The 19,188-nt window shown below is 59.5% G+C and carries 14 protein-coding genes and 2 pseudogenes; 12 read left to right on the top strand and 4 right to left on the bottom strand.

The genetic code is table 11. The features are described 5' to 3' along the window. Nucleotides 1-14: 14 nt before the first annotated feature. The 9 genes from argF to gbpA (V1599_RS05485) all read left to right on the top strand — a co-directional run bounded on the left by argF (nt 15) and on the right by gbpA (V1599_RS05485) (nt 8,331). On the top strand, nt 15-1,019 hold the full coding sequence (gene argF / locus V1599_RS05525; protein WP_395301150.1) for an ornithine carbamoyltransferase: 1,005 nt from the start codon (nt 15-17) through the stop codon (nt 1,017-1,019). Nucleotides 1,020-1,066: 47 nt separating this feature from the next. After that, nucleotides 1,067-2,470, top strand: coding sequence for a YfcC family protein (locus V1599_RS05520; protein WP_395301149.1), 1,404 nt, complete (start codon nt 1,067-1,069; stop codon nt 2,468-2,470). A 79-nt stretch (nt 2,471-2,549) separates the two neighbouring features. After that, nucleotides 2,550-3,029: an arginine repressor gene (locus V1599_RS05515; RefSeq protein WP_112013270.1), complete on the top strand. Its 480-nt coding sequence runs from the start codon at nt 2,550-2,552 to the stop codon at nt 3,027-3,029. A gap of 100 nt (nt 3,030-3,129) precedes the next feature. Next, entirely contained in the window at nt 3,130-3,234 is a 105-nt protein-coding gene (locus tag V1599_RS05510; RefSeq protein ID WP_181573274.1) for a pyrBI operon leader peptide, read from the top strand. 34 nt (nt 3,235-3,268) lie between these two features. After that, nucleotides 3,269-4,201 (top strand): aspartate carbamoyltransferase, encoded by a 933-nt coding sequence (pyrB, locus tag V1599_RS05505; protein ID WP_112013266.1) that lies wholly within the window; start codon nt 3,269-3,271, stop codon nt 4,199-4,201. 12 nt (nt 4,202-4,213) lie between these two features. After that, on the top strand, nt 4,214-4,675 hold the full coding sequence (gene pyrI, locus V1599_RS05500; protein WP_112013267.1) for an aspartate carbamoyltransferase regulatory subunit: 462 nt from the start codon (nt 4,214-4,216) through the stop codon (nt 4,673-4,675). A gap of 73 nt (nt 4,676-4,748) precedes the next feature. Continuing rightward, nucleotides 4,749-5,135 (top strand): 2-iminobutanoate/2-iminopropanoate deaminase, encoded by a 387-nt coding sequence (gene ridA, locus V1599_RS05495; RefSeq protein WP_003863373.1) that lies wholly within the window; start codon nt 4,749-4,751, stop codon nt 5,133-5,135. Between the two features lie 133 nt (nt 5,136-5,268). Further along, the gene (gene gbpA / locus V1599_RS05490; RefSeq protein WP_395301148.1) at nt 5,269-6,720 is read left to right on the top strand and encodes an N-acetylglucosamine-binding protein GbpA; all 1,452 of its coding nucleotides are present in this window, start codon (nt 5,269-5,271) and stop codon (nt 6,718-6,720) included. Between the two features lie 159 nt (nt 6,721-6,879). Then, entirely contained in the window at nt 6,880-8,331 is a 1,452-nt protein-coding gene (gbpA, locus tag V1599_RS05485) for an N-acetylglucosamine-binding protein GbpA (protein WP_395301147.1), read from the top strand. Nucleotides 8,332-8,626: 295 nt separating this feature from the next. Here gbpA (V1599_RS05485) and V1599_RS05480 read toward each other — a convergent pair whose 3' ends face one another. From V1599_RS05480 to mgtA, 4 genes and pseudogenes are all read right to left on the bottom strand, one after another. Then, entirely contained in the window at nt 8,627-11,011 is a 2,385-nt protein-coding gene (locus tag V1599_RS05480; RefSeq protein WP_395301146.1) for a beta-N-acetylhexosaminidase, read from the bottom strand. 389 nt (nt 11,012-11,400) lie between these two features. Next, nucleotides 11,401-11,487: pseudogene (locus tag V1599_RS05475) on the bottom strand (hypothetical protein); the annotation flags it as partial. Between the two features lie 237 nt (nt 11,488-11,724). Then, nucleotides 11,725-11,805, bottom strand: a pseudogene (locus tag V1599_RS05470) (hypothetical protein); the annotation flags it as partial. A gap of 81 nt (nt 11,806-11,886) precedes the next feature. Further along, complete coding sequence (mgtA, locus tag V1599_RS05465) at nt 11,887-14,595, bottom strand: magnesium-translocating P-type ATPase (RefSeq protein ID WP_395301145.1); 2,709 nt, start codon at nt 14,593-14,595, stop codon at nt 11,887-11,889. 393 nt (nt 14,596-14,988) lie between these two features. Here mgtA and treR point away from each other — a divergent pair, with 393 nt between their 5' ends. The 3 genes from treR to treC all read left to right on the top strand — a co-directional run bounded on the left by treR (nt 14,989) and on the right by treC (nt 19,178). Continuing rightward, entirely contained in the window at nt 14,989-15,936 is a 948-nt protein-coding gene (treR, locus tag V1599_RS05460; protein WP_395301144.1) for a trehalose operon repressor TreR, read from the top strand. A 128-nt stretch (nt 15,937-16,064) separates the two neighbouring features. Next, a complete protein-coding gene (treB, locus tag V1599_RS05455) occupies nt 16,065-17,483 on the top strand; it encodes a PTS trehalose transporter subunit IIBC (protein WP_181573250.1) in 1,419 nt (472 codons plus the stop codon). A 51-nt stretch (nt 17,484-17,534) separates the two neighbouring features. Continuing rightward, complete coding sequence (treC, locus tag V1599_RS05450; RefSeq protein WP_112012065.1) at nt 17,535-19,178, top strand: alpha,alpha-phosphotrehalase; 1,644 nt, start codon at nt 17,535-17,537, stop codon at nt 19,176-19,178. Nucleotides 19,179-19,188: the final 10 nt, after the last annotated feature.

Here is a 19,188-nt window from a genome sequence, read left to right as displayed (position 1 = left end):
AAAAGGATTTCCCCATGACCATTAACCTGAAAAACCGTAACTTCCTCAAGCTGCTGGACTATACCCCAGCAGAGATCCAGTACCTGATCGACCTCGCCATCGAGCTAAAGGCCGCCAAAAAAGCCGGACGCGAAAAGCAGACGTTAGTCGGTAAAAATATCGCCCTGATTTTTGAAAAAACCTCCACCCGCACCCGCTGCGCGTTTGAAGTGGGCGCATTTGACCAGGGCGCGCAGGTCACCTATCTCGGCCCGAGCGGATCGCAGATTGGCCATAAGGAGTCGATGAAAGACACTGCCCGCGTGCTGGGACGCATGTACGACGGCATCGAATACCGCGGTTACGGCCAGGCGATCGTTGAGGAGCTGGGCGAGTACGCGGGCGTGCCGGTGTGGAACGGCCTGACCGATGAGTTCCACCCGACGCAGATCCTCGCAGACCTGATGACCATGCTGGAGCACGCGCCGGGCAAAACGCTGCCGGAGCTGAGCTTTGCCTACCTGGGCGATGCGCGCAACAACATGGGCAACTCGCTGATGGTCGGCGCGGCCAAGATGGGCATGGACATTCGCCTGGTCGCACCGAAATCCTTCTGGCCGGAGGCCGGGCTGGTTGAGCAGTGCCGCGCCATCGCCAAAGAGACCGGGGCGCGTATCACCCTGACGGACGACGTCAGCGAGGGCGTGCGCGGCGCGGACTTCCTCTACACCGACGTCTGGGTCTCAATGGGCGAGCCGAAGGAAGCCTGGGCCGAGCGCGTCAGCCTGATGAAGCCGTACCAGATCAACGCGGACGTGATGAAGGCGACCGGCAACCCGAACGTCAAGTTCATGCACTGCCTGCCCGCGTTCCACAACGAACACACCAAAGTGGGCCGCGAAATCGAGATGGCCTACGGCCTGAAGGGGCTGGAGGTGACGGAAGAGGTCTTCGAATCACCGAACTCTATCGTCTTTGACGAAGCGGAAAACCGCATGCACACCATCAAAGCGGTCATGGTGGCGACACTCGGCGACTAATCACCGCCCGGCGCACCGCGGGGTGCGCCGGGTTTAAGGAGCACATCATGGGCAAGTTCAAGTTTCCCTCCGCTTACACCATTCTCTTCTTTCTGATTGCCGTCGTGGCCGTGCTGACGTGGATTGTTCCCGCCGGGCAGTACCACATGGCGATGAACGCCGCGCTCGGTAAGGAGGTGCCGGTTGCCGGCACCTACGCGCACGTTGCCGCCCATCCGCAGGGGATCGTCTCGGTGCTGATGGCCCCGATCGCCGGGCTGTACGATCCGGAATCCGGCCAGGCGGGGGCGATCGACGTCGCGCTGTTTATCCTGATCATCGGCGGCTTTCTCGGGATCGTCACCAAAACCGGCGCCATCGACGCCGGGATCGAGCGCGTCACGACCAAACTTCGGGGCCGCGAGGAGTGGATGATCCCGATCCTGATGGCGCTGTTTGCCGCGGGCGGGACGATTTACGGCATGGCCGAAGAGTCGCTGCCGTTTTACACCCTCCTCGTTCCGGTCATGCTCGCCGCGCGATTCGACCCGGTGGTGGCCGCCTCTACCGTGCTGCTCGGCGCGGGGATCGGCACGCTGGGTTCCACCATCAACCCGTTTGCGACGGTGATCGCCGCCAACGCCGCGGGCATTCCGTTTACTAACGGCATTGCGCTTCGCGTGGCGCTGCTGGTGATTGGCTGGATCATCTGCGTGGCGTGGGTAATGCGCTACGCCCGCAGGGTCCGCAACGATCCGTCGCTCTCCATCGTTGCCGATAAGCAGGAGGAGAATCGCGCGCACTTCCTCGGCAACAAGGGCGAACAGTCGCTGGAATTTACCCCGGTGCGCAAAATCATCCTGGTGATCTTCGCCCTCGCCTTCGCGGTGATGATTTACGGCGTGGCGGTGCTCGGGTGGTGGATGGCGGAGATTTCGGCGGTGTTTCTCGCCAGCGCCATTATCGTCGGCCTGATTGCCCGCATGAGCGAAGAGGAGCTGACCTCAACCTTTATCAACGGCGCGCGAGATTTGCTGGGCGTCGCGCTGATTATCGGCATCGCACGCGGTATCGTAGTGATCATGGATAAGGGCATGATTACCCACACCATTTTGCACAGCGCCGAAGGGCTGGTCAGCGGGTTATCCACGGTCGCGTTTATCAACGTCATATACTGGCTGGAGGTGGTGCTGTCGTTTCTGGTGCCTTCTTCGTCCGGCCTGGCCGTTCTGACGATGCCGATCATGGCGCCGCTTGCCGATTTCGCTAACGTCAATCGCGACCTGGTGGTCACGGCCTACCAGTCCGCCTCCGGCATCGTTAACCTGGTTACCCCCACCTCTGCCGTCGTCATGGGCGGGCTGGCCATTGCCCGCGTGCCCTACGTGCGCTATCTGAAATGGGTGGCGCCGCTGCTGGGGATATTAACGGTGGTGATTATGGCGGCGTTGAGCCTCGGGGCGTTGTTGTAATTGCCGGATGGCGCTGCGCTTATCCGGCCTACGGATCGGTGCGGTGTCACCGGTTATTTCGGGAACTGATATGGGAAATATGATGGATTACGAGGAGCACTCTCCCAAAGAGCAACTACAGCTGACGGTGTGCCAGCGTCTGATCGCAGAAAAGAGCTATCTCTCCCAGGAGGAGATCCGCCGCGACCTGCAGGAACATGGCTTCGAAACCATCAGCCAGTCCACCGTTTCACGCCTGCTCAAGTTGCTCGGAGTCATAAAAATTCGAAATGCTAAAGGGCTAAAGATTTATTCGTTGAATCCTCTACTGCGCCCAACCCCGGACGCCGCGCGCACCGTTTCGGAAATGGTGGTGAGCGTGGAGCACAATAGCGAATTTATCCTTATCCATACCGTGGCCGGATATGGCCGCGCGGTGGCGCGAATTCTGGATTATCACCAGTTACCGGAAATTTTAGGCGTGGTGGCCGGAAGCAGTATCGTCTGGGTGGCTCCGCGCGTGGTGAAGCGTACCGCGCTGGTGCATAAGCAAATTAATTATTTACTCAGAACGCATTAGTATTCACAAAAAACCGTTTGCATTGAGTAAAGCGTGCATTAAAACGCTTGATCCGAACATCGGGGTGCGTATAATGCCCGACAATTTGCCGGGAGGAAGCATGGTCAAGCGTGTACGACATAACGTCTTACCGCGTCTGAAAACAGACGCTGGCCTGCCGTTTTTCTTCCCGTTGCCAACCCTATTCCCAGAGCCCCTCATTTGAGGGGCTTTTTTTTGCCCGGCGTCAGGAGATAAACATGAATCCGCTTTATCAAAAACACATCATTTCCATAAACGACCTCAGCCGCGAAGAGCTGGAACTGGTTCTGGAAACCGCGGCAAAACTGAAAGCGAATCCGCAACCGGAGCTGCTGAAGCACAAGGTGATTGCGAGCTGCTTCTTCGAAGCCTCGACCCGCACCCGCCTCTCCTTTGAAACCTCCATGCACCGCCTGGGCGCCAGCGTGGTGGGCTTCTCGGACAGCAGCAACACCTCGCTGGGTAAAAAAGGCGAAACGCTGGCGGATACCATTTCGGTGATTAGCACCTACGTTGACGCGATCGTCATGCGCCACCCGCAGGAGGGCGCCGCGCGCCTGGCGACCGAGTTTTCCGGCGGCATTCCGGTGCTGAACGCAGGCGATGGCGCGAACCAGCACCCGACCCAGACCCTGCTGGACCTCTTCACCATTCAGGAAACCCAGGGCACGCTGGAAAACCTGAACATCGCCATGGTCGGCGACCTGAAGTACGGCCGCACCGTCCACTCGCTGACCCAGGCGCTGGCGAAGTTTAACGGCAACCGCTTCTTCTTCATCGCCCCGGACGCGCTGGCGATGCCGCAGTACATCCTCGACATGCTGGATGAGAAAGGCATTCCGTGGAGCCTGCACGCCAGCATCGAAGAGGTGGTCGGCAACGTGGATATTCTGTACATGACCCGCGTGCAGAAAGAGCGCCTCGACCCGTCCGAATACGCCAACGTGAAGGCGCAGTTCGTCCTGCGCGCCAGCGACCTTGAGGGCGCGCGCAGCAACATGAAAGTGCTGCACCCGCTGCCGCGCATCGATGAGATCGCCACGGACGTGGATAAAACGCCGCACGCCTGGTACTTCCAGCAGGCCGGGAACGGCATCTTCGCTCGCCAGGCGTTACTGGCACTGGTTCTGAATCGCGATTTGGCTCTGTAAGGGGAAACGACAATGACACACGATAACAAACTCCAGGTTGAAGCCATCAAGCGTGGCACCGTGATTGACCACATTCCCGCGCAGGTGGGCTTTAAGCTGCTGACGCTGTTCAAGCTGACCGAAACCGACCAGCGCATCACCATCGGCCTGAACCTGCCGTCGGGCGAAATGGGCCGCAAGGACCTGATCAAAATCGAGAATACGTTTCTGACCGACGAGCAGGTGAACCAGCTGTCGCTATACGCGCCGGAGGCCACCGTTAACCGCATCGACGATTACGACGTGGTGGGAAAATCCCGCCCAAGCCTGCCGGATCGTATCGACAGCGTGCTGGTCTGCCCGAACAGCAACTGCATCAGCCACGCCGAGCCGGTTTCCTCCAGTTTTGCAGTGAAAAAGCGCGCCAATGACATCGCGCTCAAATGCAAATACTGCGAAAAAGAGTTTTCTCATTATGTGGTGCTGGCCAACTAATTGAGGTTGGTAATGAAAACCCGGCTGTTATAATGGCCGGGAACATTCTTAACGCTGTAATTCTGGAGAAAACATGAGCAAAGTACTCGCGACGGAAAATGCACCTGCGGCTATCGGCCCCTACGTTCAGGGCGTTGATCTGGGCAGCATGATCATCACCTCAGGCCAGATCCCGGTGAACCCAAAAACCGGCGAAGTGCCGGCCGACGTGGCGGCGCAGGCGCGTCAGTCGCTGGAAAACGTGCAGGCGATCGTGGAATCCGCGGGCCTGAAAGTGGGCGACATCGTGAAAACCACCGTGTTCGTGAAAGATCTGAACGATTTCGCGACCGTTAACGCCACCTATGAAGCGTTCTTCACCGAGCACAATGCCACCTTCCCGGCGCGCTCCTGCGTGGAAGTGGCGCGTTTGCCAAAAGACGTGAAAATTGAAATCGAAGCGATCGCCGTGCGCCGCTAATCAATTTCAGGCAAATCAGGGCAGCTTCGGCTGCCTTTTTTATTTGGCTATTTTTACCTTCGTAATATGATGACGACGCGACCCGGGAATAAATACACTCGCCCCCCTTTATAAATTCCCGCTTCGGACAAAAATGAAAATCTCCAGAATTGCGTTGGCTATTGCCACTCTTACGGTAGCCTCTTCCGCGCTTGCGCATGGCTATATTGAATCCCCTGCCAGCCGCGCTTATATGTGTAAACAGGGAAAAAACATTGACTGCGGCCTGGTGGAATATGAACCGCAGAGCGTAGAACGCGCCTCCGGTTTCCCTTCCGGGAGCCTGCCGCCGGATGGTGAACTCGCCAGCGCCGGGATTGCCAACTACTCGCAGCTTGATAAGCAAAGCCAGAACGCCTGGACCAAAACGCCGATGACCGCCGGACAACATGAGTTTGTCTGGCACCATACCGCACCGCACAAAACCACCAACTGGCGCTATTACATCACCAAACAAAACTGGAACCCGAATAAACCGCTGACCCGCGATCAGTTCGAACTGACGCCGTTCTGTACCGTTAACGGCAACGGTCAGGCGCCGCAGATGACGCAGGCGATGAACTGCAACGTGCCGGAACGTACCGGCTATCAGGTCATTTACGGCGTATGGGAAATTGCCGATACCGCCAACAGCTTCTATCAGGCCATCGACGTTGATTTCGGCAACGGCGGCAACGTCACGCCGGACGAAACGCCAGCGGCCGTTTCCGTGTGGCGCACCGCGCTGAGCGGCCAGGTGGTGGGGAACAACCTCAACGCGGGCGACAAGGTCATTGCGCGCTTCTTCGACGCCAGCGGCGAAATCGCCTCCATGGCGACCGAGCTGACCATCGCCTCGGCTGAGCAGGGCGACGCCAACCAGTGGGCTTACGATCTGGCGCAGAAAATCAACAGCGCCCACAGCGACGTTCGCGTCGGCGTGAAGGATGAAAGCGGGGACGTTAATCCGGTTCACGGCGCAAACAGCGTTTTCGTCAAAGAGGGCAGCACCCTGAAATCGGTAGCGATCTCTTATGAAGAGCAAAAAGCGGTGGTCAATGAATCCATCGCCGTGACCAACCTGCACTACAGCAAAATCGCTAACGGAGCCGCGACGGTGACGTTCCACGTCAATACGCACGGTGATGTGAACGTTGAAGCGCACGTGCTGAACCATCCGGGCGCGGAAAAAGGCTACCTGAAGCAGGACATGAACAACAGCAATCAGGATGTGACCATAAACCTGACTAACGTCACGGCCGGGCACCACATGCTGAAATACTTCGCCACCAATAAAAACGGCACCCTGTTCGCGCAGGATGTGCTGGATATGATGCTCGAAGACGAAGCCGCCGCCGGGAGTGCCGGGAAATCTGATTTTATCTTCCCGGATAATATCTCCTCTTATAAAGCGGGTACCGTTGTACTGCAGCCAAAAGACGGCAAGACCTACGAATGTAAGCCTTTCCCGTATAGCGGCTACTGCAAGCAGTACAGCGCCACCTCAACTCAGTTTGAACCTGGCGTAGGTGCTCACTGGAGCGAAGCGTGGATCGTTAAAAATTGATCCTGCGTTACTGAAAATAAAAGCGGCTAAGGCCGCTTTTATTTTGTCCATGACAGAATTTATTTTGGATATTTTTATCCGGCAAATGGCATGCTGTTCTCACCGCCATAAATATACTGAAGGTGCGCTAAAAATATGTAAAACTTTAATGGACTAATAATGAAACCTTCTAAAATTGCACTGTCTATTGCTACGTTAATTACGGCATCCTCCGCTTTTGCTCACGGATATATTGAATCTCCTGCCAGCCGCGCCTATATGTGCAAGCTGGGGCAAAATATCGACTGTGGTTCCGTACAGTATGAGCCGCAGAGCGTGGAAAAAAGCTCCGGCTTCCCTACCGGCGCGATGCCGCCGGACGGCCAGCTCGCCAGCGCCGGTATTTCTCAGTATTCCCAGCTGGACAAGCAGAGCCTGAACGCGTGGACCAAAACCCCGATGACCGCCGGTCAACATGAGTTTGTCTGGTATCACACTGCACCGCACAGAACCACCAACTGGCGTTATTACATCACCAAACAAAACTGGGATCCGAACAAGCCGCTGACCCGCGCGCAGTTTGAGTCCACGCCGTTCTGCACCATTAACGGCAACGGCCAGGTTCCGGCAAACCGCCAGTCAATGAAGTGTAATGTTCCCGAACGTACCGGCTACCAGGTGATTTACGGCGTATGGGAAATTGCCGATACCTCAAACAGCTTCTATCAGGCCATTGACGTCGATTTCGGCAACGGCGGAAACGTCACGCCGGATGAAACCCCAGCAGCGGCGTCCGAATGGAGCAAAACGCTGAGCGGGAACATCGCGGGCAACAACCTGAATGCTGGCGATAAAGTGATTGCACGCTTCTTCGATGCCCACGGTGAGGTCGTCTCCATGCGCACCGAAATGACTATCGGCTCTGCTGAACAGGGCGATGCGAATCAATGGTCTTACGAACTGGCGCAGAAAATTAACGCCACGCAGCACGACGTGCGCGTCGGCGTGAAGGACGAAAGCGGCAGCGTTAACCCGATTCACGGCGCAAACAGCGTGTTCGTGAAGGAGGGCAGCACGCTGAAATCGGTAGCGGTTTCCTATGAGGAGCAAAAGGCCGAAGTGAACGAAACGATTGCCGTTTCAAACCTGCAGTACAGCAAAATTGAACACGGCAATGCAACCGTCACCTTCCACGTCAGCACGCACGGCGACGTGAATCTGGAAGCGCGGGTAATGAACCACCACGGCGCGGAGAAAGGCTACCTGAAGCAGGACATGAATAACGCCAACCGGGACGTGACCCTGACCCTGACGAACGTTGAAGCCGGCCACCACATGCTGAAGTACTACGCGACCAATAAAGACGGCACGATGTTCGCCCAGGACGTGCTGAACCTGATGCTGGAAGAAGACGCGGCGACCGGCGACGTCGGCCATCACGACTTCACCTTCCCTCAGAACATCGCGTCCTACAAAGCGGGCACCGTGGTGCTACAGCCTAAAGACGGCAAGACCTACGAATGTAAGCCTTTCCCGTACAGCGGCTACTGCGTGCAGTGGAGCCAGTATGCGACCCAGTTCGAGCCGGGCGTAGGCTCACACTGGAAAGAGGCGTGGATTGTGAAGAACTGAGTGGAAACACCTTACCCCTCACCCTAACCCTCTCCCCATAGGGGAGAGGGAACCGATCGAGCCCCTGGCCCTAACCCTCTTCCCACAGGGAGGAGAGAACCGTTCGAGCCACTCGCCCTAACCCTCTTCCTGAAGGGGGGACGGAACCGATCGAGCCCCTCGCCCTAATCCTCTTCCCACAGGGAGGAGAGAACCGGTCGAGCCACTCGCCCTAACCCTCTTCCCACAGGGAGGAGAGAACCGATCGAGCCCCTCGCCCCTATGGGGAGAGGGGTTGGGGTGAGGGGTTATTTTGTTATTGATTCCGCGTCGCGCGCAGCAGCGTCTCCAGCGGATAGACCGCCGCAATCACCACCTCATCCTGAATCTGCGCCGCGTTATCCAGTTCCTTCTGGATCGAGGCAATCTCCTTATCGTCCAGCGTCCCCTGGCGCGCCACCAGGTCCGTTAGCCGCAGGCCAATTGACGCCAGCTTGTCCACTTCCTCAATCACCGGCTTAACGGCCTTCAGCTGATAGCTGTTTTCGCAGAGCGCCAGCGCGTCGCTGGTGTTGTTTTGCCAGCGGTTAAAAACGTGGCGCAGCGCGTCGGCGCTTTCGCTGTCTTCCGCATCGCTGACCAGGCGGTCGGCCCATTTTTGCATCTGCCGCACGGTGTTGCTCTCGGCGCTCAGCGCATCGGCGAAGCGGTTTAGCGGCTCGAACTGATGATAATTCCCGGCCAGGAACTTCAGGTGCTGGCGGGTGTAATACTGCGCGGGTTCGACCGCCTGGGCGAGGATTTGCAGCGGGAGCGTATCGCCGCTGTTCGCGAGGCGCGTGAAGTACGCCTGCTGCTGGCTATGCTGCTGAAGGCCCACCGACACCGTGGTCCAGGCGTCCATCGCCTGCAGGCGGGTGTACATGTTGTCGACGTCGTTGACGTCCTTCGCGGACCACAGGCGCTCCGCCACCGCAAAGGCGCGCGGCCACAGCTTAATATCCAGCACCGGCGCGACCACGTTTTCCGCCCACAGCGCCGCTTCGCCTCCCAGCAGGTTGGCCTCGTTCGCCGGATCGGGCACGACCGGCGCAACGCCTTTCGGCACGTCCTGCAGCCGCGCGCCGGTGACCGGATAGCGGGCGTTGCCCACCAGGAAATAGCCGCTCAGCCTGTCGTCGGTCACGGTCACGACCGGACGCGTTTCGCCCATCCATGTGTCAACGGTAAAGGTGACCTGGTTATCGTCGCGCCACTGAATGCTCTCCACCGCGCGGCGGGACTTGCCGTTAAAGTCGATAAACCCGCGCCAGCCGGAATCCCCTTTTACCAGCGTGAAGCTGCCGTCGACCGGCTTGCCCTTCAGGCGCGGCATGGAGAAGGACCAGCTTTGCGCGCTGTCGGTATCGGCGATCGTATCGATGCCGTTCAGCCCCGCAGGCACGATCTCGTTGCGATAGTGATAGGCCGTGGACTGCGGCTGGTCGAGGTAAAACCCGGTGGACAGAATGCCCTTGTAGCCGTGCTGCGCCACCTGCCCCAGCGCGTCCTGACCCTGCCAGGACTGGATCACAATGCTTTTTGGCAGATCGGGATGGTAGATCTCATCCCAGCCGACCATCTGCCGGTGGTGCTTTTCGAGGATCGTCTCAAGCCTGCGGTTGAAATACGCCTGCAGCGCGTGGCTGTCCGCCAGCTTATTGTCGCGCATAAATTGCTGAATCGCCTTGTTCTCTTTCCACTGGCTGTCGTCAACCTCATCCCCGCCGATGTGCAGATACGGATCGGGGAAGATCGCCGCCAGTTCGCTGACCATTGCCTCCGCAAAGGCGTAGGTCGCCGCTTTTGTTGGATCGAGCACCGGCTTCAGCACGCCCCAGTGGCGTTCCATTTCATACGGCCCCGGCGCGCTCATCAGCTCCGGGTAGGCAACGGCAACGGCGGACGCGTGGCCCGGCATGTCGATTTCCGGCACCACGCGGATCCCGCGCGCGGTGGCGTAGCGCACGATCTCCCGCATCTGCTCCGGCGTGTAAAACAGCCCGTCGCTGGCAAGCTGGGTCAGCTTCGGATAGCGCGTCGAGCTGAAGCGCCAGCCCTGATCGTCCGTCAGGTGCCAGTGCAGCACGTTGAGCTTGGCCGCCGCCATGCCGTCGATCTGGCGCTTGATATCCGCCAGCGGGATGAAGTGGCGCGCCGAGTCCAGAAGCAGGCCGCGCCACGGGAAGCGCGGAGAATCTTCAATGGTGACCCACGGCAGCGAGGTGTTTTCCACGCCGTTCTGGACCAGCTGGAGCAGCGTTTCCATGGCGCGCAGCGCGCCAAAGCGGGTATTGGCAGAGATGTTCACGCCGTTCGCGTCGACGGTGAGCCTATAGCTTTCATCGCTGTCCGGCAGCGGCTGGGGCTTTACCTTTTTCGCAATCGCGATGCGGACGGTCGGCTTTTCCGGCTCATCGGCCTGAGGCTTGAGCGTCCAGCCGGTTTGCAGCGCCAGGCGCTGGCGCAGGCGGCTGACCGCATCGCCGAGGTCGTCTCCGCTGACGCTGACGGAAATATCGTTGCTGAGCACCAGCGCGCCCTGGGTCGTGGGGCGTTCGACCTTGGCAGGCCAGGGCATCAGGGGAAGATCGCCTGCCGGGGCGGCAAATGCGGAAGCGCCGAGCATCAGCCCGGCGGTTAAGAGACTGTACCGTAACATGAATGTTCCTTATCTGACGGGCCAAAGAAAGGCAAAACATTCTGTTAACATGCGTACAAATTGTCGTCAAGCATATGGCATGACGGGGATCACAGGCTGTTGAATTTAAGAGGAAACGTATCCCCTCACCCCGGCCCTCTCCCCAAAGGGGCGAGGGAGAAAGGCGGCACCGAGCGGTCCCCTCTCCCTTTCAGGGAGAGGGTTAGGGTGAGGGTGAAGGTATCTTTTTACTGCCAGCCGTACCGACGCGCATAGAACCCTTTCACCATCTGCGTCAGCACCATATAGCCCGCGAGGAGCGCCACCAGCCTCGGGAGGGAGAAAGGCGGCACCGAGCGGTCCCCTCTCCCTTTCAGGGAGAGGGTTAGGGTGAGGGTGAAGGTATCTTTTTACTGCCACCCGTACCGGCGCGCATAGAACCCTTTCACCATCTGCGTCAGCACCATATATCCCGCGAGGATCGCCACCAGCCTCGGGAGGGAGAAAGGCGGCACCGAGCGGTCCCCTCTCCCTTTCAGGGAGAGGGTTAGGGTGAGGGTGAAGGTATCTTTTTACTGCCAGCCGTACCGACGCGCATATAACCTTTTCCCCATCTGCGTCAGCACCATATAGCCCGCGAGGATAGCCACCAGCCACGGGAGGGAGAAAGGCGGCACCGAGCGGTCCCCTCTCCCTTTCAGGGAGAGGGTCAGGGTGAGGGTGAAGGTATCTTTTCACTGCCAGCCGTACCGACGCGCATAGAACCCTTTCACCATCTGCGTCAGCACCATATAGCCCGCGAGGATCGCCACCAGCCTCGGGAGGGAGAAAGGCGGCACCGAGCGGTCCCCTCTCCCTTTCAGGGAGAGGGTTAGGGTGAGGGTGAAGGTATCTTTTTACTGCCACCCGTACCGACGCGCATAGAACCCTTTCACCATCTGCGTCAGCACCATATAGCCCGCGAGGATCGCCACCAGCCACGGGAAGTAGCTCAGCGGCAGCGCCTGCAGCTGCAGGTATCCCGCCAGCGGCGAGAACGGCAGCGCGATGCCGAGCGCCATCACGAGGCCAGTCATGATAATCAGCGGCCAGGCGGCGCGGCTCTGGATAAACGGAATGCGGCGCGTGCGGATCATATGCACAATCAGCGTCTGCGACAGCAGCCCCACCACGAACCAGCCGGACTGGAACAGCGTCTGATGTTCCGGCGTGTTGGCGTGGAAGACGAACCACATCAGGCAGAAGGTCAGAATGTCAAAGATGGAGCTGATCGGGCCAAAGAACAGCATAAAACGGCCGAGATCGGACGGATTCCAGCGCTGCGGCTTTTGGATCTGCTCGTCGTCCACGTTATCAAACGGGATAGCCACCTGCGACACGTCGTACATCAGGTTTTGAATCAGCAGGTGCAGCGGCAGCATCGGCAGGAACGGCAGAAACGCGCTCGCCACCAGCACGCTGAACACGTTGCCGAAGTTGGAGCTGGCGGTCATTTTAATGTACTTCAGCATATTGGCGAAGGTACGGCGTCCTTCAATCACGCCCTCTTCCAGCACCATCAGGCTCTTTTCCAGCAGGATGATATCCGCCGCCTCGCGGGCGATATCCACCGCGCCGTCCACGGAGATACCAATATCCGCCGCGCGCAGCGCGGGCGCATCGTTAATGCCGTCGCCCATAAAGCCCACGACGTGCCCTTCGCGCTTAAGCAGCGTCACGATACGCTCTTTGTGCATCGGCGTCAGGCGGGCAAACAGCGTGGTGCGCTGGGCCAGCGCGGCCAGCGCGTCGTCGGAGAGCGGTTCGATCTCGCTGCCCACCACCACGTCACCCGCGTCCAGCCCCACGTCATGACACACCTTTGCCGCCACCAGCTCGCTGTCGCCGGTGAGAATTTTTACCGTGATGCCGCTGGCTTTAAGCGCCTTCAGCGCCGGCGCGGTGGTCTCCTTCGGCGGATCGAGGAATGCGATATAACCCTCGAGGATCAAATCGGATTCATCAATACGCTGATAGTCCCCTTCGCGGGCGGGCAGGAATTTGGTGGCGACCGCCACCACGCGCAGCCCCTGACGGTTCAGGTTGTCGGTGACGCGCCTGATGCGGCGCAGCATGGTGTCGTTCAGCGGCACGATCTCGCCGTTGTGGCGCACCTGGGTGCAGACGTTGAGGATCTCCTGCAGCGCCCCTTTGCAGATCAGCTGATGGATGTCCGGCTCCTCGCTCACCACCACGGACATGCGGCGGCGCTCGAAGTCAAACGGGATTTCGTCCACCTTCTGCCAGCGTCCGGACAGCGTGCGCACCGCCTCTTCGTCTACCCCTTCCAGCACCGCCACGTCGAGCAGGTTTTTCAGCCCGGTCTGGTAGTGGCTGTTGAGCCAGGCGCTGTGAAGCACGCGGTCGCTTGGCTTGCCGGAGATGTCGGTATGGTGCTCCAGCACGATTTTATCCTGCGTCAGCGTGCCGGTTTTATCGGTGCAGAGAATGTCCATTGCGCCAAAGTTCTGGATAGCGTCGAGGTGCTTCACGATCACCTTTTGCTTAGAGAGCTTGACCGCTCCGCGCGCCAGCGTGGAGGTCACGATCATCGGCAACATTTCCGGCGTCAGGCCAACCGCCACCGAGAGCGCAAACAGCGCCGCTTCCCACCAGTCGCCTTTGGTGTAGCCGTTAATCAGCAGCACGATTGGCGTCATCACCATCATAAAGCGGATCAGCAACATGCTGACGCGGCCAATCCCCTTCTGGAACGCGTTGGGCTCGCTCTCCTGCTCCGTGACGCGCCCGGCCAGCTGGCCGAACCAGGTATTGCCGCCCGTCGCGATGACGATCGCCTGCGCCGTGCCGCTCACCACCGTGGTGCCCATAAAGCAGAGGGTGTCGCACTCAAGCGGGTTCACCTGATCGGGCTCGCGAGAGCGCGCCACCTTCTCAACCGGCAGCGATTCGCCCGTCAGGGACGCCTGCGCCACGAACAGATCGCGCGCCTGAATGATGCGTAAATCCGCCGGGATCATGTCCCCCGCGGCAAGCTTCACCAGATCGCCCGGCACCAGCTGGTCAATGGGAAGCTCAACCCAGGCGTTTTCGCCGAGATCGTTTATCACGCGCGACACGGTGGCCGTATTGCTGACCATCGCCTTCAGGGCGTCCGCGGCTTTGGTGGAGCGCGCTTCCTGAATGAAGTTCAGCAGCGTGGAAATCCCCACCATCAGCGCAATCACCCCTGCGGCGAACAGATCTTCGGTGGCGTACGAAATAATGCCCAGCACCGTCAGCAGCAGGTTGAACGGGTTGCGGTAGCAGAGCCACAGGTGCACCCACCACGGCGCCGGCTTTTGCGCCGGGATCTGGTTATCGCCGTGCACGGCGCGGATTTTTTCGACCTCGGCGGCGTTCAGCCCTTCAGGATGCCCGCCAAACGCGCGCCAGACTTCATTTTCATCCATCGCCGCCGCGTTCAGGCAGCGCGCGGTCAGGCTTGCGGGGATCGTCGCCCCGGCGATATTTTTGGCGTTGGGCAGCGGGTCGCGCGCGACCAGACGGCGCGGCAGGTGGCGGTTCAGCTGGTCGAGCAGCTGCCGGGTAATATTTTTCAGCATAGTCATTCCCCCGCATCCGCACATGCGGACGCAGTTTTTCCGTCAGGCACGCAAAGGCCGTACCTGACAGGCACTTTCATTTTTAAAGCAGGAACGTAAGATACGTCGCTACCTCACAGCACCGGTGAGACAGCAAGAAGGCTGGCTTACCGGAAAGAACGTTCTCTCCCGTTCAGGAGAGGTGCGGGATCGGGATCCATAAAGCCTCCGGTAAGTTAAAAAAAGGATGTCGGCGCGCAGTATACGGATTTAACCATACCGGTTGTGACGATTCGGGCGGTATTATAACGCCGGGCAAATAAACCAAACGTAAACCAGACTTTGCCCATAGCGAAATCACGCTATCAGGATAGGCTCAATTGACCACGTTTTCGTTGATACAGGGAATACAGCATGCAGAACCGCCTTACGATTAAAGACATTGCGCGCTTAAGCGGCGTGGGAAAATCGACCGTCTCCCGCGTGCTTAACAACGAAAGCGGTGTCAGCGAACGCACGCGCGAACGCGTCGAAGCGGTGATGAACCAGCACGGCTTTTCCCCTTCCCGCTCCGCGCGCGCCATGCGCGGCCAGAGCGACAAAGTGGTTGCGATTATCGTCTCGCGCCTCGATTCCCTCTCAGAAAACCTCGCCGTACAGACCATGCTGCCCGCCTTTTACGAGCAGGGCTACGACCCGATCATGATGGAGAGCCAGTTCTCGCCGCAGATGGTGGAAGAGCATCTCGGCATGCTTCAGCGCCGCAACATCGACGGCGTGGTGCTGTTTGGTTTTACCGGCATAAAAGAAGAGATCCTCAAGCCCTGGCAGCCGTCGCTGGTGCTGCTGGCGCGTGACGCCAGCGGGTTTGCCTCCGTTTGCTATGACGACGAAGGCGCCATTATCACCCTGATGCAGCGCCTGTTCGACGACGGTCACCGCCATATCAGCTACCTGGGCGTGCCGCATTCTGACGTCACCACCGGCAAGCGCCGCCACGAAGCGTATCTGACGTTCTGCAAGCAAAATAATCTTCCCGCCGTGGCGTCCCTGCCGGGGCTTGGCATGAAGCAGGGCTATGAGCAGGTCGCCAGCGTCCTGACGCCGCAGACCACCGCGCTGGTCTGCGCCACGGACACCCTGGCGCTGGGCGCGAGCAAATATCTCCAGGAGCAGCGGGCCAGCCAGGTTCAGCTGGCAAGCGTGGGCAGCACGCCGCTGATGACGTTTTTACACCCTGAAATTATCACCGTTGACCCCGGCTATGCCGAGTCCGGCAGGCAGGCCGCCGCGCAGCTGATCGAGCAGATCAACGGACGCGCCGAACCGCGCCAGATCGTCGTTCCCTCCCACCTCGCTTAAGCGTTGAAAACCGATTTATTGTGATCCTCGCCCGATTTCGGGAACGTTCCCATTTTCGCCGTCGCGCTTAACGCGTAGGCTTGCGTTCAGGTCATTACATCCTTCCCCATCTGTCATGAGGTTTCATGATGAGTAAAGTTAATCAGGCCGATATCGATCGGCTCATTGTCCTGGTCGGCGGGCGCGAGAACATTGCGACCGTCAGCCATTGCATCACCCGCCTGCGCTTTGTGTTAAACGATCCGACCAAAGCCGATCCGAAGGCCATTGAAGAACTGAAAATGGTCAAAGGCTGCTTCACCAACGCCGGGCAGTTCCAGGTGGTGATTGGTACCGAAGTGGGTGATTACTATCAGGCTCTGCTGGCAACAACCGGGCATTCATCTGCCGACAAGGAGCAGGCGAAGAAAGCGGCGCGTCAGAATATGAAGTGGCACGAGCAGCTGATTTCCCACTTTGCGGAAATCTTCTTCCCGCTGCTGCCTGCGCTGATCAGCGGGGGCCTGATCCTGGGCTTCCGCAACGTCATCGGCGACGTGCCGATGAGCGACGGCAAAACGCTGGCGCAGATGTATCCCGCGCTGCAAAGCATCTACGACTTCCTGTGGCTGATTGGCGAAGCGATCTTCTTCTATCTGCCGGTGGGCATCTGCTGGTCGGCGGTGCGCAAGATGGGCGGCACGCCGATCCTCGGCATCGTGCTGGGCGTCACGCTGGTCTCTCCGCAGTTAATGAACGCTTACTTACTTGGTCAGCAGGTGCCGGACGTGTGGAACTTCGGCCTGTTTACTATCGCTAAGGTGGGCTATCAGGCGCAGGTGATCCCGGCGCTGCTGGCCGGCCTGACGCTCGGCTTTATTGAGACGCGCCTGAAGCGCATCGTGCCGGATTATCTCTATCTGGTGGTCGTCCCGGTCTGCTCGCTGATTCTGGCCGTGTTCCTGGCCCACGCGTTTATCGGTCCGTTTGGCCGCATGATTGGCGACGGCGTAGCCTTCGCGGTGCGTCACCTGATGACCGGCAGCTTCGCGCCGATTGGCGCCGCCCTGTTCGGCTTCCTCTACGCGCCGCTGGTCATTACCGGCGTACACCAGACGACGCTCGCCATTGATATGCAGATGATTCAAAGCCTCGGCGGCACGCCGGTCTGGCCTATCATCGCGCTGTCCAACATCGCGCAGGCCTCAGCGGTGACCGGCATTATTATCGTCAGCCGCAAGCACAACGAACGTGAGATCTCCGTTCCGGCGGCTATCTCTGCCTACCTCGGCGTGACCGAACCGGCGATGTACGGCATCAACCTGAAATACCGCTTCCCGATGCTCTGCGCGATGATCGGTTCCGGGCTGGCGGGCCTGCTCTGCGGCCTGAACGGCGTGATGGCAAACGGGATTGGCGTCGGCGGCCTGCCGGGCATCCTCTCCATCCAGCCGACCTTCTGGCAGGTGTTTGCGCTGGCGATGGCGGTGGCGATTATCGTCCCGATGGCGCTCACCACCGTGATTTACCAGCGTAAGTTCCGTCAGGGCACGCTGCAGATTGTTTAACTTTCTCTTTCGGGGCGCAGTTGCGCCCCTTCGCATTTGCAGGAACGCATTATGAATACCCTTCCTCACTGGTGGCAAAACGGCGTCATCTATCAGATTTACCCAAAGAGCTTCCAGGACACCACCGGGCGCGGCACCGGCGATTTACGCGGCGTGACGCAGCGCCTGGACTACCTGAAAACCCTCGGCATCGACGCCATCTGGCTCACGCCGTTCTACATTTCTCCGCAGGTGGATAACGGCTATGACGTGGCGAACTATACCGCCATCGATCCGGCCTACGGCACGCTCGACGACTTTGACGAACTGGTGGCGCAGGCGCACCGGCGCGGCATTCGCATCGTGCTGGATATGGTGTTAAACCATACCTCGACGCAGCACGCGTGGTTCCGCGAGTCGCTGGACAAAGAGAGCCCGTACCGTCAGTTCTACATCTGGCGCGACGGCACGCCGGAGCAGCTCCCGAACAACTGGCGCTCTAAGTTTGGCGGCAATGCCTGGCGCTGGCACGCCGAGAGCGAGCAGTATTATCTGCACCTGTTTGCCCCCGAGCAGGCAGACCTCAACTGGGAAAACCCGGCCGTGCGCGCCGAGCTGAAAAAGGTCTGCGCGTTCTGGGCCGATCGCGGCGTGGACGGGCTACGCCTCGACGTGATTAACCTGATTTCGAAAGATCAGGATTTCCCTGACGACGAGTACGGCGACGGCCGCCGCTTTTACACCGACGGACCGCGCATCCACGACTATCTGCAGGAGATGAGCCGCGACGTCTTTACCCCGCGAAACCTGATGACGGTGGGGGAAATGTCGTCAACCTCGCTCGAGAACTGCCAGCGGTACGCCGCGCTCGACGGCAGCGAGCTGTCGATGACCTTTAACTTCCACCACCTGAAGGTGGACTACCCCGGCGGCGAGAAGTGGACGCGGGCAAAGCCGGACTACGTGGCCCTGAAAACCCTGTTCAGCCACTGGCAGCAGGGGATGCACAACAGGGCGTGGAACGCGCTGTTCTGGTGTAACCACGACCAGCCGCGCATCGTCTCGCGCTTTGGCGACGAGGGCGAGCACCGCGCGGCTGCCGCGAAGATGCTCGGCATGGTGCTGCACGGCATGCAGGGCACGCCGTACATCTATCAGGGTGAAGAGATCGGCATGACCAACCCGCACTTCGCCCGCATCACCGACTATCGCGACGTGGAAAGCCTCAACATGTTCGCCGAACTGCGGGCGAACGGTCGCGATCCGGAGGAATTATTAGCCATCCTGGCGAGTAAATCGCGCGACAACGGCCGTACGCCGATGCAGTGGGACGCCTCGCACAATGCGGGCTTTACCGAGGGCGAGCCGTGGATCGGCGTCTGCGATAACTATGAAACCGTCAACGTCCGCGCGGCGCTGGACGACCCGGATTCGGTGTTTTACACCTACCAGTCGCTGATTCGCCTGCGCAAAACGCTGCCGGTGCTGACGTGGGGAGATTACGAGGATCTCCTGCCGGAGCACCCTTCCCTCTGGTGCTATCGCCGCCGTTGGCAGGGCGAGACGCTGCTCGTGGTGGCGAACCTGAGCGGCGAACCGCAGGCGTGTCCGTCAGCGTTCATCAACGACAGTATGCAGCCCGTGATGAGCAACTACCCGACGCCGGAAACGACGACGCTGCGTCCGTTTGAAGCCACCTGGTGGCTACAGCAGTAAACTCCCGCCG

This window comes from Enterobacter sp. ECC-175 (assembly GCF_043968675.1).
Lineage (GTDB): Bacteria > Pseudomonadota > Gammaproteobacteria > Enterobacterales > Enterobacteriaceae > Enterobacter.
The sequence above is the reverse complement of the archived record's forward strand: the minus strand, read 5'-3'. Positions and strand labels throughout refer to the sequence as shown.

Bases quoted from the DNA above. Each gene is read 5' to 3' on its own strand.
- V1599_RS05480 (WP_395301146.1), bottom strand. From the start codon at position 11,011: ATGTTACGGTACAGTCTCTTAACCGCCGGGCTGATGCTCGGCGCTTCC.
- V1599_RS05510 (WP_181573274.1), top strand. From the start codon at position 3,130: ATGGTCAAGCGTGTACGACATAACGTCTTACCGCGTCTGAAAACAGAC.
- V1599_RS05520 (WP_395301149.1), top strand. From the start codon at position 1,067: ATGGGCAAGTTCAAGTTTCCCTCCGCTTACACCATTCTCTTCTTTCTG.
- V1599_RS05515 (WP_112013270.1), top strand. From the start codon at position 2,550: ATGATGGATTACGAGGAGCACTCTCCCAAAGAGCAACTACAGCTGACG.
- treC (WP_112012065.1), top strand. From the start codon at position 17,535: ATGAATACCCTTCCTCACTGGTGGCAAAACGGCGTCATCTATCAGATT.
- mgtA (WP_395301145.1), bottom strand. From the start codon at position 14,595: ATGCTGAAAAATATTACCCGGCAGCTGCTCGACCAGCTGAACCGCCAC.
- treR (WP_395301144.1), top strand. From the start codon at position 14,989: ATGCAGAACCGCCTTACGATTAAAGACATTGCGCGCTTAAGCGGCGTG.
- argF (WP_395301150.1), top strand. From the start codon at position 15: ATGACCATTAACCTGAAAAACCGTAACTTCCTCAAGCTGCTGGACTAT.
- ridA (WP_003863373.1), top strand. From the start codon at position 4,749: ATGAGCAAAGTACTCGCGACGGAAAATGCACCTGCGGCTATCGGCCCC.
- pyrI (WP_112013267.1), top strand. From the start codon at position 4,214: ATGACACACGATAACAAACTCCAGGTTGAAGCCATCAAGCGTGGCACC.
- gbpA (WP_395301147.1), top strand. From the start codon at position 6,880: ATGAAACCTTCTAAAATTGCACTGTCTATTGCTACGTTAATTACGGCA.
- treB (WP_181573250.1), top strand. From the start codon at position 16,065: ATGAGTAAAGTTAATCAGGCCGATATCGATCGGCTCATTGTCCTGGTC.
- pyrB (WP_112013266.1), top strand. From the start codon at position 3,269: ATGAATCCGCTTTATCAAAAACACATCATTTCCATAAACGACCTCAGC.
- gbpA (WP_395301148.1), top strand. From the start codon at position 5,269: ATGAAAATCTCCAGAATTGCGTTGGCTATTGCCACTCTTACGGTAGCC.